Raw genomic sequence first — 15,218 nt, 5'->3', positions numbered from 1 at the left:
CTGGCGGGCGGCCGCCAGCCGCAGGGCGGTGGCGCCGTCGGGGGCGGCGTCCACTCCGTACCGGCGGGCCTGCATGTTGATCACGAGGGCCCGGACGAGCTGCGGGTCGTCCTCCACCACCAGCACCCGGGTCATGGATGTGCGCCTTTCCAGTCGTACGAGCCGCCATGATCGGACAACGCCATCAACCGCTCTTCGCCATGAGTTCCTTGAGCGCGATGTTGAGTTCGAGGACGTTCACCCGGGGCTCGCCGATGAAGCCGAGGGTGCGGCCCTGGGTGTGCTCGTCCACCAGCTCCTGGACCTCGGTGACGGGCAGGCCGTTGCGCTCCGCGATCCGGTGGACCTGGAGGTCGGCGTACTGCGGGGAGATGTCGGGGTCCAGTCCGGATCCGGAGGACAGTACCGCGTCGGCGGGGACCTCGGACGGCTTCACCTTGTAGTCGGCCGTGGAGTTGTCCTTGATGACCTTGGCCTTGGCTTCCTTGACCCACTGGATGAGTTCGGCGTTGTCACCGGAGCGGTTCGTCGCGCCCGACAGGATCAGCTTGTACTGGGTGTTGACGCTGTTCTCGTCGAGCCCGTTGGCGGGGCGCGGCTGGAAGTAGTCCAGGCTGTAGTTCTGTTGGCCGATCAGGGAGGAGCCGACGACCTTGCCGTCCGCCTTGATCTCCGAGCCGTTCGCCTTGTTGTTGAACAGCGCCTGGGCCACACCGGTGACGGCCAGCGGATAGAGGATGCCGGTGAGCATGGTCAGCACGAGCAGCGCCCGCAGGCCCGCCCCGAGCAACCGGCCCGTGTTCACGAGGGAGTTGTTCATGGTCCTTCACCCGATCCCGGGGATCAGCGAGATGAGCATGTCGATGAGCTTGATGCCGATGAACGGGGCTATCAGCCCGCCCAGGCCGTAGATCCCGAGGTTGCGGCGGAGCATCCGGTCGGCGCTGACCGGCCGGTACTGCACGCCCCGCAGGGCCAGCGGCACCAGCGCGATGATGATCAGCGCGTTGAAGATGACGGCCGACAGGATCGCGGAGTCCGGCGAGGACAGCTGCATGATGTTCAGCTTGTCCAGGCCCGGGTAGACGGCCGCGAACAGCGCCGGGATGATCGCGAAGTACTTCGCGACGTCGTTGGCGATGGAGAACGTCGTCAGCGCACCGCGCGTGATCAGCAACTGCTTGCCGATCTCGACGATCTCGATGAGCTTGGTCGGGTTGGAGTCGAGGTCGACCATGTTGCCGGCCTCCTTGGCGGCCGACGTACCCGTGTTCATCGCCACGCCGACATCCGCCTGCGCCAGCGCCGGGGCGTCGTTCGTACCGTCACCGGTCATCGCGACCAGCTTGCCGCCGGCCTGCTCTCGTTTGATCAGCGCCATCTTGTCCTCGGGAGTGGCCTCCGCGAGGAAGTCGTCGACGCCGGCCTCCTCGGCGATCGCCTTGGCGGTGAGGGGGTTGTCGCCGGTGATCATGACGGTCTTGATGCCCATGCGGCGCAGCTCGTCGAACCGCTCCCGCATGCCGTCCTTGACGACGTCCTTGAGGTGGATGACGCCGAGGATCCGGGCCCCGGTGCCGTCCTCGACCGCGACCAGGAGCGGCGTACCGCCCGCCTCGGAGATCCGGTTGGCGAGGGTGTCCGCGTCCTCGGCGACCGCGCCGCCGCGCTCCTCGACCCAGGTGATCACCGAACCGGCCGCGCCCTTGCGGATCTTCCGGCCGTCGACGTCCACACCCGACATCCGGGTCTGGGCCGTGAACTCGATCCACTCGGCGCCGGCCAGCTCGCCCTGGTGCCGCTCGCGCAGGCCGTACTTCTCCTTCGCCAGTACGACGATGGAGCGGCCCTCGGGTGTCTCGTCGGCCAGCGACGACAGCTGGGCGGCGTCCGCGAGCTCGGCCTCGGTGGTGCCGCGCACCGGCACGAACTCCGACGCCTGGCGGTTGCCGAGGGTGATGGTGCCGGTCTTGTCGAGCAGCAGCGTGGAGACGTCACCGGCGGCCTCGACCGCGCGGCCCGACATGGCGAGCACGTTGCGCTGCACCAGCCGGTCCATGCCGGCGATGCCGATCGCCGACAGCAGGGCGCCGATGGTCGTCGGGATGAGGCAGACCAGCAGCGCGACCAGCACGACCATCGTCAGGTGGGTGCCCGCGTAGTCCGCGAACGGCGGCAGGGTCGCCACCGCGAGCAGGAAGACGATCGTCAGTGAGGCGAGCAGGATGTTCAGCGCGATCTCGTTCGGCGTCTTCTGCCGTGCCGCGCCCTCGACCAGGCCGATCATCCGGTCGATGAAGGTCTCGCCCGGCTTCGTCGTGATCTTGATGACGATGCGGTCGGAGAGCACCTTCGTCCCGCCGGTGACCGCGCTGCGGTCGCCGCCGGACTCACGGATGACCGGCGCCGACTCACCGGTGATGGCCGACTCATCGACCGAGGCGACACCCTCGACGACGTCACCGTCACCGGGGATGACGTCCCCGGCCTCGCAGACGACCAGGTCGCCGATCTTCAGCTCGGTGCCGGGGACGACGGTCCCGTCGACCTTGCGCGCCACGGAATCCGTCTTGGCCTTGCGCAGGGTGTCGGCCTGCGCCTTGCCACGGCCCTCGGCGACCGCCTCCGCCAGGTTGGCGAAGATCACGGTCAGCCAGAGCCAGGCGCTGATCGTCCAGCCGAACCAGTCGGTCGGGTCCGTGAAGGAGAACACGGTGGTCAGCACGGACCCGACCAGCACCACGAACATCACGGGCGACTTGATCATCACCCGCGGGTCGAGCTTGCGGAACGCGTCCGGCAGCGACTTGCCCAGCTGCTTGGGGTCGAAGAGGCCCGCGCCGACACGGCCCTCGGGGGTCTTGTGCGCGGTGGGTACGTCGCTGTGCGGCGCCCGGGTCGGTGTGGCTGTGGACATGGAGTCCTCTTGCTTGTGAAGGTCAGTGGTCATCACGCCAGCCCCTCGGCCAGCGGCCCGAGCGCGAGGGCCGGGAAGTACGTCAGACCGGTGATGATCAGGATCGCGCCCACCAGCAGACCGGTGAACAGCGGCTTCTCGGTGCGCAGGGTGCCCGCGGTGACCGGCACCGGCTTCTGCTCGCCGAGCGAGCCGGCCAGGGCCAGCACGAACACCATCGGCACGAAGCGGCCGAGCAGCATCGCGATGCCGAGGGTGGTGTTGAACCACTGGGTGTCCGCGTTCAGACCGGCGAAGGCCGAGCCGTTGTTGTTGGAGGCGGAGGTGTAGGCGTAGAGGATCTCGGAGAATCCGTGCGCCCCGCTGTTGGTCATGGAGTTGGCCGGGGTCGGCAGCGCCATCGCGCAGGCGCTGAGGACGAGGACCAGGGCCGGGGTGACGAGGATGTAGCAGGCCGCCAGCTTGATCTCGCGGGTGCCGATCTTCTTGCCCAGGTACTCGGGCGTCCGGCCGACCATCAGACCGGCGATGAACACCGCGATGAGCGCCATGATCAGGATGCCGTACAGGCCCGAGCCGACACCGCCGGGCGCGATCTCGCCCAGCATCATGCCGAGCATGGTGATGCCGCCGCCGAGGCCGGTGTAGGAGGAGTGGAAGGAGTCCACGGCGCCGGTCGAGGTGAGCGTGGTCGACACGGCGAAGATCGACGAGGCGCCGACGCCGAAGCGGACCTCCTTGCCCTCCATCGAGGCACCGGCGATCTCGAACGCCGGGGCGCGGTGCGCGAACTCGGTCCACCACATCAGGCCGATGAAGGCGAGCCAGATGGTGGCCATGGTCGCGAGGATCGCGTAGCCCTGCTTCACCGAGCCGACCAGCACGCCGAAGGTGCGGGTCAGCGAGAACGGGATCACCAGGAGCAGGAAGATCTCGAACAGGTTGGTGAACGGCGTCGGGTTCTCGAAGGGATGGGCGGAGTTGGCGTTGAAGTAGCCGCCACCATTGGTGCCCAGCTCCTTGATGGCCTCCTGCGAGGCGACCGCACCGCCGTTCCACTGCTGCGAGCCCCCCATGAACTGGCCGACCTCATGGATGCCGGAGAAATTCTGAATGGCCCCGCACGCGACCAGGACGATCGCGGCGACGAACGCCAGCGGCAGCAGGATGCGGGTGACACCGCGCACCATGTCGGCCCAGAAGTTGCCCAGCTCACCGCTGCGGGAGCGGGCGAATCCCCGTACCAGCGCGACCGCGACGGCGATGCCGACGGCCGCGGAGACAAAGTTCTGCACCGCCAGACCGGCGGTCTGCACGACGTGGCCCATGGCCTGTTCGCCGTAGTACGACTGCCAGTTGGTGTTGGTGACGAAGGACACGGCGGTGTTGAACGCCTGGTCCGGGTCGATCGAGGCGAAGCCGAGCGAGCCGGGCAGCACGCCCTGGAGCCGCTGCAGCAGGTACAGGAAGAGGACGCCCGCGGCCGAGAAGGCGAGCACGCCGCGCAGGTACGCGGTCCAGCGCATCTCGGTGTCGGGGTTGGCGCCGATGCCCTTGTAGATCCACCGCTCGACACGCCAGTGCTTGTCGGAGGAGTAGACCTTGGCCATGTAGTTGCCAAGGGGGACGTAGGCGATCGCCAGGGCGCCCATGAGGGCGATCAGCTGGAGGACGCCGGCCAGTACGGGACCCATGCTGTGCTCAGAACCTCTCCGGGAAGATCAGGGCGAGGACGAGATAGCCCAGCAGGGCGACGGCCACGACCAGGCCGACGATGTTTTCGGCGGTCACAGCTTCGTCACCCCCTTGGCGACGAGGGCCACCAGTGCGAAGAGCGCGACCGTGGTGACGACGAAGGCCAGATCGGCCATCGTGAGCTCCTGGAGTCGAGGTTCGGTTGGACTAGGACGGTTAGAGGAAACCGCGTCTGTGGCCGGATTCGACCGTCGTTGACGGGTCCCTTACGGGGCGCTGCGCGGCTTTGACGGGTCTCTTACGGGTCGTGCGGCGCAGGTCTCAGGACAGCCGGAACCGCAGCCGGCAGATCACCGCGTCCGTCTCCCGGCGTACGGCGTACGCGACGACGGCGCCCCGCTGGTTCTGCAGCAACCGCTGCCAGAGCCGCTCCGGCTCGGTCTCCGGGATGAGCACGGTGATCTGCGTGTCCGGCTCCGCGGCCGTGACCGCACGGACGTACTCGGCGATCGGGCGGCCCAGCGTGCGGCGCTCGGAGGTCAGCGTGACCAGCGGCGCGCCGGGGTCCCATGCGGCCCAGGCCCGCTCCAGGGCGTGCAGCTGGGCCCGGTCCTCGGGGTCGGGGTAGCAGACGGTGACCGCGCGGACCTCGTCACCGAGGGAGGCGGCGGCCGTCAGGGCCTGGGAGGTGAGCCGGGACAGGGAGGAGACCGGCACGATCACGACCGAGCGGTCGCGGTGTGGGGCCTCGGGTATGTGGCCGAGGCCGAGCCGCTCGCCGATGCGCGCGTAGGCGCGGTGCACGGTCCGGAAGGCAAGGACCAGCAGCGGCAGGGCGACCACGATCAGCCAGGCGCCCTCGTCGAACTTGGTCGCGGTGACCACGATCGCCGCGACGCCGGTCAGCACTCCGCCGAAACCGTTGAGCAGCGCCTTGCCCCGCCGGCCGGGGCTCCTTGTCAGCCGCCAGTGCCGGACCATGCCGGCCTGGGCGATGGTGAAGCCGACGAAGACCCCGATGGCGAACAGCGGCACCAGGGTGTTGGTGTCACCGCCGGAGAAGACCAGCAGCGCCGCCGAGACCAGGGCGAGGGCGAGGACGCCGTGCCGGTGGACCTGGCGGTCGGCCTTGAGGGCGAAGACGTGCGGCAGGTAGTTGTCGCGGGCGAGCAGCTTCAGCAGGACGGGGAGACCGCCGAAGGAGGTGTTCGCGGAGAGGGCCAGCAGGATCATCGTCGCGAACTGGATGACGTAGAAGGCCCAGTTGTGGCCGAGGGACGCGTCCGCGAGCTGGGCGAGGACGGTGACGCCCTCGACCGGCTGGAGGTGGAAGCGGGAGATCAGCACCGACAGGCCGATCAGCATCACGCCGAGCACGGCACCCAGGGCGACCTCCGCGCGCTGGGCGCGCTTGACGCGCGGGACGCGGAAGGAGGGGACGGCGTTGGCGATGGCCTCGACGCCGGTCAGCGCGCTGCCTCCGGAGGCGAAGGCCTTGAGCAGCAGCAGGGCGCCCACCGTGGTGGCGTTGTCGGCCAGCACCGAGGCGTGGCCCTGCGCGGTCACCGTGCTCACCGGCTCCGACCGGAACAGCCCCACGCCGATCAGCACGAAGATCGACCCGACGAACACGACGGTCGGCACGATGAACGCCTTCGCCGACTCGACGATCCCGCGCAGGTTCACCGCCGTGATCAGCGCCAGCACGGCCAGGCACAGCCACAGCCGGTCGTCGTAGAGCGCGGGGAAGGCGGAGGTCAGGGCGGCGACACCGGCGGTGACGGCGACGGCGACGTTGAGGACGTAGTCCAGCACGAGGGAGGCGGCGGCCACCAGGCTGGTGCGCGCGCCCAGGTGCCGCTTTGCGACGGCGTACGAACCGCCGCCGTCCGGGAAGGCCGCGATCACCTGCCGGTACGAGGCGACCAGCACCGCCAGCAGGCCCGCGATGGCCAGCGTGACCGGGAGCGTGAAGCCGAGGCCGTGCGCACCGGCGGCGGCCAGGACGAGCACGATCGCCTCGGGCCCGTACGCCACCGACGCCATCGCGTCCAGCGACAGCGCGGCCAGGCCGGTGACGGCGGTGAGGCGATGCCGCTCACCGGTATCGGGCGGCTCCTCGCCGGAGGGTGCGGCGCCCGGTTCGGCGGTCAGTACGGACATGGGTGGGTGCTCCTTCGTACGATGCGAAAAGCCGCGTGGGGCGGCCCGCGCGGTGCACCCAGGTTCTGTCCGGATCCGGCCGTCTTCGACGGCTCCTTGCGCCTTCTTCGCACGGAACCGGCCGACCTTGACGAAGCTTTGACGGGGGTACGAAGGACGCCTCCGGACCGCCGCGCTGCGAGGGCGTCAAGAAACAACCGAGCGCCCGTATGGGTCCCGTCAAGCGGGGTCGTCGAGCCTCGGTCCGTCCCTAGCGTCGACAGCATGGAACCCCCCGACGACGTGCGGCACGGACTCTCCCGCGCACCGGAACGGCACTCCGGCACCGAGGCGTACGACCGCCGCTGGACGCGGGACCTGTACAGCGCGGCCCGCTGCGCGGCCGTACTCCTGGCCCTGCTCCTCCTCATCGACGGGGCCGCCGGCACGCTCGCCCCGCTGCGGGCCACCCTCTGGTGCGGCCTCGCGGCGCTGCTCTTCGTGGTGCTGTGCCCGCCCCGTGTCTCGGCGGGCACGGGCTGGCTGGAATCGCGCTCGCTGCTGCGCACCCGGACCGTGCGCACCGACCTGCTGGTGTCGGTGCGCTGCCTGGACGGCGTCTCCCAACGGCTGGTGCTGCGCGACGCGTTCGGCGAGCGCGTCGAGATCGATCCGCGGGTCCTCCTGGACAACCCCGAACTGTGGCACCGCCTCGACGAGGACGCCCACCGGTCGGAGGCGTGCGGGTCGCTGCTGTGCGGGGCCACGGCGCTGCGGCGGGTGTCGGAACGGATCGACCGCGAGACGGCACGGACGGTGTTCAGGGTGTCGGGGCTGGAGTAGGCCTTCGAGAGCGGCGCTGGGACCGGCACCCGGCCGGTCATGTAGGCCGCGCCGTGGCCGCGCCGTGCAGGCACCGGCACCCCGCCCGGTCACGAAAGCCGCGCCGTGCGGGCACCGGCACACCGCCGGTCACGAAAGCCGCGCCGTGCGGGCACCGCACCCCGCCGGTCACAAAAGCCGCGCCATGCGAGCACCCGCACCACCCCACCCGGTCACAAAAGCCCGGCCCCCGTACGCTTCGCCACCCCGCCCCGCCCGGTCGGCTCGGAGAGCCGCAGGGAGACCACCATCGTCAGCCCGCCACCCGGCGTGTCCTCCGGCGTGAGCGTGCCGCCCATCGCCTCGGTGAGTCCCCGTGCGAGGGCGAGGCCCAGACCCAGCCCCGTGGTGTTGTCGGTGTCGCCGAGCCGCTGGAACGGCTCGAAGAGCCGCTCCCGCCCGTCCTCCGGCAGGCCGGGGCCACGGTCCACGACCCGCAGTTCCACCCGGCCCGCGAGCACACTGGCGGTGACCAGCACCCTCGCGCCGCGCGGCGTGTGCCGGGCGGCGTTCCCGGCCAGGTTGGCGAGCACCCGCTCAAGCAGCGGCGGATCGGCGAGCACGGCGGGAACCTCCTCCACGTCACCCACCTCGACCTCAGGGGTGTCGGCCAGCGCCGCCGGGAGGACCTCCTCCAGGGGGGTGGGCCGCAAGTTCAGCCGGAGCACGCCCGCTTCCAGGCGGCTGAGGTCGAGCAGGTTCTCGACCAGGCGGTTGAGCTTGGCCATGGACTCGTCGGCGGTGGAGAGGAGTTCGTCCCGGTCCTCGGCCGAGAACTCCACGTCGCGGCTGCGCAGCGAGGTGACCGCGGCCCAGCCCGCGGCGAGCGGGGTGCGCAGGTCGTGGCCGACGGCCCGCAGCAGCGCCGTACGCATCCGGTCGGCGGCGCGGACCGGTTCGACCTCGGCGGCGGCCTCGGCCAGCCGGGCCCGTTCGACCGCCGATCCCACATGCGCGGCGAACGCGGCGAGCACCCGCCGCTCGGACGACGACAGGGCGCCGCCGCGCAGCACCAGGAAGCGACCGGTCCCGGCAGGGACGACGGTGGCCGCGTCCGCCGCGTCCGGCGGCCGGTCGACCAGCTCCGCGGACGCCACGCCGAAGGTCTCTCGCGTCCTCTCCAGCAGGGCCGGGATGGTCTGCCCGCCGCGCACGATGCTGCCGGCCAGCGAGGACATGGTCTCCGCCTCGGCGGTGGCGCGTGCGGCCCGGCGCGACAGCCGCAGCGACCGGTCGACGACCCCGGCCACGGTCGCGGCGACCAGCGCGAACACCCCGAGCGCCAGCAGGGCGTTGGGATCGCATAGCGTGAACTGGCCCACGGGCGGAATGAACCAGTAGTTGAGCAGCAGCGACGCCGTGACGGACGCGATCACCGCGGACACCACACCGCCTATGCAGGCGACGCCCACCACCGCGAGCAGGAACAGCAGTGCCTCACTGGTGAGGTTGAAGGTGCCGCGCAACTGGGCGAGGACCACGGTGAGCAGCACCGGCAGCACAAGACCCGCGACCGGCCCCGCGATCAGCCGGGCCCGGGACAGCGTGCGGCGCCAGGACGGCAGCAGGGCACCGCGCCCGGCCCGCTCGTGCGTGACCTGGTGGACGTCGATGTCCCCGGACAGGGCGACCACCCGCTCCCCCGTCCCGAGCCCGGTCAGGAACCGCTCCAGGCGTCCGCGCCGACTGGAGCCGAGGACCAGCTGAGTGGCGTTCTCGGCACGGGCGAACTCGACCAACGCGGTGGCGACGTCGTCGCCCACGAGCGAGTGGTAGCTGCCGCCGAGGTCCTCCACCAGTCGGCGCTGCCGGGCGAGGGAGGCGTGCGAGACACCGGCGGCCAGGCCGTCACTGCGGGCCACGTGTACGGCGAGCAGGTCCCCGCCCGCGGACCGGTCGGCGATGCGCGCGGCCCGCCGGATGAGGGTGTCGCCCTCGGGCCCGCCCGTCAGGGCGACCACCACCCGCTCCCGGGTCTCCCACACGCCCCCTATCCCGTGCTCGGCCCGATAGCTCTGCAGGGCCTCGTCGACCCGGTCGGCCACCCACAGCAGCGCCAGCTGCCGCAGGGCGCTGAGGTTTCCGGGCCGGAAGTAGTGGGCGAGGGCCGCGTCGATCTTCTCGGGGGCGTAGATGTTGCCGTGCGCCATGCGGCGGCGCAGCCCCTCGGGCGGGATGTCGACCAGCTCGATCTGCTGGGCCCGGCGGACGACGTCGTCGGGCACGGTCTCGTGCTGCGGCACCCCTGTGATCTTCTCCACCACGTCCTTGAGGGACTCCAGATGCCGGATGTCGACCGCCGTGATGACGTCGATGCCGACGGCGAGCAGTTCCTCGACGTCGTGCCGACGCTTGGCGTGGCGGCCCCCGCCGGGCACATTGGTGTGGGCGAGCGCGTCGACGACCACGACCTGCGGGCGGCGCTTCAGCACCGCCGCGAGGTCCATCTCCTCGACCTCCGCACCACGCCGGGCACACCGGACGCGCGGCACGATCTCCAGGCCGTCGAGCATCGCCGCGGTGCGCGGCCGCCCGTGACACTCCGCGAAGCCGACGACCACGTCCGTGCCGCGCGCGGCACGGCGTCGCGCCTCGTCGAGCATGCGGTAGGTCTTGCCGACCCCTGGAGCGGCCCCGAGGTAGACCTTCAGTCGTCCGCGCGGTAAGTCGTTCATCTCGTCAGCGAAGCGCTGCGTACGCCCGTTGGTCAGCGTCTTGACACGTCCCTGGCGCCCGTCAGGCGGACGTTGACACCGCCTTGACAGAACTCCGGACGTGCCCGCCCAGCACACGCTGCTCGCGTCCCAGGCCCGTCAAATCTCGCCCCATGCTTGTCAAACCTCGTCCCCCGCCCGTCAAAGACACGTATGCGCTCGTCAAAACCCCGTCAGAGGAGGCTTTTCCGACTTGCCCGGAACGTGCGCCACGGCTTCCATGGACCCTGTGAACAGCGCCTGGCTCCTGCTCGACCGACCGCCGAGTCCCCCTCGGTCACTCCGTCGTGCGCCGCGCTGCCCGGAGACGCCCGCGTCCGCCTGACGCACGTTCCGTGACCCGAGGGGCGCCGTGATCCTGTCCGGCGCCCCTCTACTTTCGCCCACACCCCGCACGTTGGCCACCCCTTACGAAGGGGCCCTTCCGCGTGCCCGCACCCCTGGACGGAAACATGTCCGACACCTCCCTTTCCTCCCGTACCGTCCTGGTGACCGGCGCCACCTCCGGCATCGGTCTGGAGACCGCACGGCAACTCGCCCGGCGCGGCGCCACCGTGCTGCTGCACGGCCGCACCGCCGAGGAATCCCGCGCCGCCGCCGACCGCCTGATCGCCACCGAGGGCATCGACGCCGGTCAACTGTGCACGTACGCGGCCGACTTCGCGCGCCTCGACGAGGTCGAGACCCTCGCCCACCGGATCGTCGCCGAGCACCCGCACCTCGACGTCCTGGTCAACAACGCGGGCATGGCCGCACCGGAGCGGCACACCATCACCGCCGACGGCAACGAGATCGCCTTCCAGGTCAACTTCCTCGCCCACTACCTGCTGACCTGCCTGCTGGAACCGGCGCTCACCAGCGACCCGGGCGGCCGCGTCGTCAACGTCTCCTCCTCGCTGCACCGCACCGCGTCGATCTCCTGGGCCGACCCGAACCGCGCCCGCCGCTACTCCCGGCTCGCCGCCTACGCCCAGTCGCAGCTGGCCCTGACGGTGTTCGCCGCCGACGCGCGCGTCACCGCGGTGTCCGTGCACCCGGGCGTGTGCGACACGGCCCTGCTCCCGCTATACGCCCACGAGGGCGTCTCCCCGGCCGAGGGTGCCGCTCACGTCGTACGGCTGTGCGACCCCGCCGTAGAGATCGTCAACGGCGCCTACTACGACCGCGCCGAGCGCGTCGACCCGGCCCCGGCGGCGACCGAGGACCGCACGGTCAAGCGCCTGAACAAGCTCGCCGACCTGCTCGTCGGCCGCAGCGCTTGAAGTGCTATCCGTGGAAAGGAAGTTGACGTACATGTCCAACCGAGCGCGTAAGCAGAAGGCGAACCGCGGCAGCAAGCCCGGTCAGCGCCGAACCACGCACCGACGGCCCCACCCGCATTCCGTGCACGAGCCCGGCACGCAGCCCGGCGGCGGGTCTCCACCTGGCCCGCGAGACGACGTACGACATGACACTCGGTGTCCATCGCCGAGTCCCGTAGCCCTCATCCCCCATACAGCCCAGCGCCGTCGAAATCGATCCGACGGCTGCTCTCTTGATACGCCGCCCACCCCCCACCGGTCACTCTTAACGCAAGCTTGACGCCGCGAGCCCCCTCGACCACGGGCCCAGGCGTCACTCTCCGCTTACGCTGGGGACGCCGTCCGCGTGATGGCCGAAAACGTACGCTGAGCCGCACATCAGGAGCACGTCGATGGCCCCGACCGAACACCCCGCGCCCAGTCGCCTGCGCGCCTGGATGCTGGAGGGGCTGTCCGACATGGGCAAGGCGGGCGGCCATCAGGGCCCGCACGCCGCACCGGCCCCCGCGCACGAGGGCCAGCCCTGGTACCGCGTGATGTGCCTGACCGGCGTCGACTACTTCTCCACCCTCGGCTACCAGCCCGGCATCGCCGCCCTCGCCGCCGGTCTGCTCTCGCCCATCGCGACCATCGTGCTCGTGATCGTCACCCTGGCGGGCGCCCTGCCCGTCTACCGGAGAGTGGCCGAGGAGAGCCCGTACGGCCAGGGCTCGATCTCGATGCTGGAACGCCTGCTCACCTTCTGGAAGGGCAAGCTGTTCGTCCTCACCCTGCTCGGCTTCGCCGCCACCGACTTCCTCATCACCATCACGCTCTCGGCCGCGGACGCCTCCACCCACCTGGTCGAGAACCCGCAGCTGAACGAGGTCCTGCACGACCAGCAGATGCTGATCACCCTGGTGCTGATCGCCCTGCTCGGCGCGGTGTTCCTCAAGGGCTTCCTGGAGGCGATCGGCGTCGCGGTGGCCCTCGTGGCGAGCTACCTCGCGCTGAACGCCGTGGTCGTCGTGGTCGGCCTCTGGCACATCGCCACCGAGGGCCACGTCGTCACCGACTGGTCCCACGCCCTGACCACCGACCACGGCAACATCTTCGTGATGATCGGCGTGGCCCTGATCGTCTTCCCAAAACTCGCCCTCGGCCTCTCCGGCTTCGAGACGGGCGTCGCCGTGATGCCCCATGTCAAGGGCGACATGGGCGACACCGAGGAGCACCCCAAGGGCCGGATCCGCGGCACCAAGAAGCTGCTCACCGCCGCCGCTCTGATCATGAGCTGCTTCCTGATCGCCACCAGCTTCATCACCACCCTGCTCATCCCGGCGGCCGAGTTCGAGGAGGGCGGCCAGGCCAACGGCCGCGCGCTGGCGTATCTGGCGCACGACTACCTCGGCAACGCCTTCGGCACGGTGTACGACGTGTCGACCATCGCCATCCTGTGGTTCGCCGGCGCCTCCGCGATGGCGGGCCTGCTCAACCTGATGCCCCGCTATCTGCCGCGCTACGGCATGGCCCCGCACTGGGCGCGGGCGGTACGCCCGATGGTCATCGTCTTCACCCTGGTGGCCTTCCTGGTCACCTGGATCTTCGACGCCGACGTCAACGCGCAGGGCGGCGCGTACGCCACCGGTGTGCTGGTGCTGATCAGCTCGGCCGCGATCGCGGTGACCATCGCCGCGCGCAAGGCCCGCCAGCGGAACTGGACCATCGCCTTCGGGGTGATCTCGGCGGTGTTCGTCTACACGACGGTCGCGAACGTCATCGAGCGCCCGGACGGTGTGAAGATCGGCGCCTGCTTCATCGCGGGCATCATGATCCTCTCCCTGGCCTCCCGGCTGGCCCGCGCCTTCGAACTCCGGGTGACCAGCGTGACGCTGGACCCCATGGCGGAACGGTTCGTCCGGGACATCGCCAGCCGCAAGATCCGGTTCATCGCGAACGAGCCCGACAACCGTGACCTCGCCGAGTACCGCGCCAAGATCGAGCAGATCCGCCAGGACAACGACGTCCCCGGACCGGAGGATTTCGTCTTCGTCGAGGTGACGGTGACCGACCCGTCCGAGTTCGAGTCCGGCCTGACGGTGTGCGGCGAGGTCATGCACAACCGTTACCGGGTCCTGACCCTGGAGTCCTCCTCCATCTCCAACGCGCTGGCCGCGCTGCTCCTGCACGTCCGCGACACCACCGGTCGCGTCCCGCACATCTACTTCGAGTGGACCGAGGGCGACCCCTTCGCCAACTTCCTGCGGTTCTTCCTCTTCGGCCAGGGCGAGATCGCCCCGGTCACCCGGGAGGTCCTGCGCGAGGCGGAACCGGACGTGGCCCGACGGCCGCGGGTGCATACGGGGTGAGGGTCGCCGCCGGAGGTGCGCCGGCGCCCAACGGTGTACGTCAGCGCCGAAACCCCCGCCGCGCAGCCCGCGTCACCACCCGCCCGTAGCTGAGCCGGCCGCACACCTCCACGCGCAGCAGCACCGGCGCGTCGGACTCACCCGACCCGCGCGTCTTGATCTTGGCGTAGTTGGTTATGAGCGAGTCCGTCTCCACCACGACCCCCGGCCGGGTCACCAGCCGCAGCGCGCCGCCCAGCATGTCGACATCGACGCGCAGAGTGTCGTACGAGATCACCGCCCGCGTGAAGTCGAGCGTCACGTCGCCCCACGACGACTTGACCTGCAGGAGCCGGGGCACCGCCCACTCGCCCTCCCGCACCACCGATCCGCCCTGCTGTTCGATACGGACGACGTCCTTCGCCTCGGTCGCGACGGGCAGATCGCCGGTCAGCACGGCCAGATCCCCCATCGTCCGCGCGGACAACGCGGCCCCCACCCGCTCGTCCAGCTCCTCGGCGGTCAGCCGCCCGTCCGCCGCGGCAGCGGTCAGCACCTCCACCACCCGGTCCCGGTCCGCATGCGAGGCCCTCACCCCGGACGACGCGTCCCCACGCAGAAGCTGAGCCGACACACCCTCACCCCGATCACTCATCAGCGGCCACCCGTCACGAACTGACGTTATATCGCGTTATACCCAACGGCCAACCCCACGTCCGCCACCCCGCGTTGCCGCCCTATCGTGACCGGCATGCACTCCTACACGATCGGCCAGGCCGCGCGGCTGCTCGGCGTCAGTCCCGACACCGCACGCCGCTGGGCGGACGCGGGCCGGGTGGCCACGCACCGCGACGAGAGCGGACGGCGCCTCATCGACGGCCGGGACCTGGCCGCGTTCTCCGTCGAACTCGCCAGGACGGGCAGCGGCGAGGAGGAGCATCCGTACACCTCGGCCCGCAACGCCTTCCCCGGCATCGTGACCGCGATCAAGCTCGGCGATGTCGCCGCCCAGGTCGAGATCCAGGCCGGCCCGCACCGCCTGGTCTCCCTGCTGACCCGCGAGGCCGTCGAGGAACTGGGCCTGGAGGTCGGCATGGAGGCCACGGCCCGCGTGAAGTCGACGAACGTACACATCGACCGCGTCTGAACCCCCGAACCTCGCACATACGATCATCCATCCCCCTCTCCTCCCGCTCATGCAATGCCACAGCAGACTTCCACCTGGCATCTGCGCCAGTAT

Annotated in this window: 11 protein-coding genes and 1 pseudogene; 4 read left to right on the top strand and 8 right to left on the bottom strand. The window is 70.5% G+C overall.

Annotated features, from left to right (window positions below; genetic code table 11):
* The 6 genes and pseudogenes from SSP24_RS44245 to SSP24_RS23205 form a co-directional block, all read right to left on the bottom strand.
* A pseudogene (locus tag SSP24_RS44245) lies at window positions 1-135 on the bottom strand (DNA-binding response regulator); the annotation flags it as partial.
* Window positions 136-184: 49 nt separating this feature from the next.
* Window positions 185-820 carry a potassium-transporting ATPase subunit C gene (locus SSP24_RS23225; RefSeq protein WP_141311618.1) on the bottom strand — a complete coding sequence of 212 codons (636 nt, stop codon included), beginning with the start codon at window positions 818-820 and terminating at the stop codon, window positions 185-187.
* A 6-nt stretch (window positions 821-826) separates the two neighbouring features.
* On the bottom strand, window positions 827-2,950 hold the full coding sequence (gene kdpB / locus SSP24_RS23220) for a potassium-transporting ATPase subunit KdpB (protein WP_141311617.1): 2,124 nt from the start codon (window positions 2,948-2,950) through the stop codon (window positions 827-829).
* Window positions 2,950-4,611: a potassium-transporting ATPase subunit KdpA gene (gene kdpA, locus SSP24_RS23215; protein ID WP_141311616.1), complete on the bottom strand. Its 1,662-nt coding sequence runs from the start codon at window positions 4,609-4,611 to the stop codon at window positions 2,950-2,952. The genes kdpB and kdpA overlap by 1 nt, the downstream gene beginning before the upstream one ends.
* Before the next feature lie 7 nt (window positions 4,612-4,618).
* Window positions 4,619-4,708 (bottom strand): K(+)-transporting ATPase subunit F, encoded by a 90-nt coding sequence (gene kdpF / locus SSP24_RS23210; RefSeq protein ID WP_016434100.1) that lies wholly within the window; start codon window positions 4,706-4,708, stop codon window positions 4,619-4,621.
* Window positions 4,709-4,933: 225 nt separating this feature from the next.
* Window positions 4,934-6,775, bottom strand: a complete 1,842-nt coding sequence (locus SSP24_RS23205) for an APC family permease (RefSeq protein WP_141311615.1) — start codon at window positions 6,773-6,775, stop codon at window positions 4,934-4,936.
* Window positions 6,776-7,039: 264 nt separating this feature from the next.
* On the opposite strand from SSP24_RS23205, the gene SSP24_RS23200 reads away from it, so the two are divergent.
* Window positions 7,040-7,597, top strand: coding sequence for a hypothetical protein (locus tag SSP24_RS23200; RefSeq protein WP_141311614.1), 558 nt, complete (start codon window positions 7,040-7,042; stop codon window positions 7,595-7,597).
* 212 nt (window positions 7,598-7,809) lie between these two features.
* Here SSP24_RS23200 and SSP24_RS23195 read toward each other — a convergent pair whose 3' ends face one another.
* The gene (locus SSP24_RS23195; RefSeq protein ID WP_141311613.1) at window positions 7,810-10,311 is read right to left on the bottom strand and encodes an ATP-binding protein; all 2,502 of its coding nucleotides are present in this window, start codon (window positions 10,309-10,311) and stop codon (window positions 7,810-7,812) included.
* Between the two features lie 491 nt (window positions 10,312-10,802).
* On the opposite strand from SSP24_RS23195, the gene SSP24_RS23190 reads away from it, so the two are divergent.
* Window positions 10,803-11,612 carry an SDR family NAD(P)-dependent oxidoreductase gene (locus tag SSP24_RS23190; RefSeq protein ID WP_141311620.1) on the top strand — a complete coding sequence of 270 codons (810 nt, stop codon included), beginning with the start codon at window positions 10,803-10,805 and terminating at the stop codon, window positions 11,610-11,612.
* Window positions 11,613-12,043: 431 nt separating this feature from the next.
* Window positions 12,044-13,999, top strand: a complete 1,956-nt coding sequence (locus SSP24_RS23185; RefSeq protein ID WP_141311612.1) for an APC family permease — start codon at window positions 12,044-12,046, stop codon at window positions 13,997-13,999.
* 40 nt (window positions 14,000-14,039) lie between these two features.
* Here SSP24_RS23185 and SSP24_RS23180 read toward each other — a convergent pair whose 3' ends face one another.
* Complete coding sequence (locus tag SSP24_RS23180; protein WP_141311611.1) at window positions 14,040-14,612, bottom strand: DUF1707 SHOCT-like domain-containing protein; 573 nt, start codon at window positions 14,610-14,612, stop codon at window positions 14,040-14,042.
* A 117-nt stretch (window positions 14,613-14,729) separates the two neighbouring features.
* Here SSP24_RS23180 and SSP24_RS23175 point away from each other — a divergent pair, with 117 nt between their 5' ends.
* Window positions 14,730-15,125: a TOBE domain-containing protein gene (locus SSP24_RS23175; RefSeq protein WP_141311610.1), complete on the top strand. Its 396-nt coding sequence runs from the start codon at window positions 14,730-14,732 to the stop codon at window positions 15,123-15,125.
* Window positions 15,126-15,218: the final 93 nt, after the last annotated feature.

The organism is Streptomyces spinoverrucosus, from assembly GCF_006539505.1.
Lineage (GTDB): Bacteria > Actinomycetota > Actinomycetes > Streptomycetales > Streptomycetaceae > Streptomyces > Streptomyces spinoverrucosus.
Note: the sequence above shows the minus strand (reverse complement) of the source record. Positions and strands in the feature narration are given on the sequence as shown.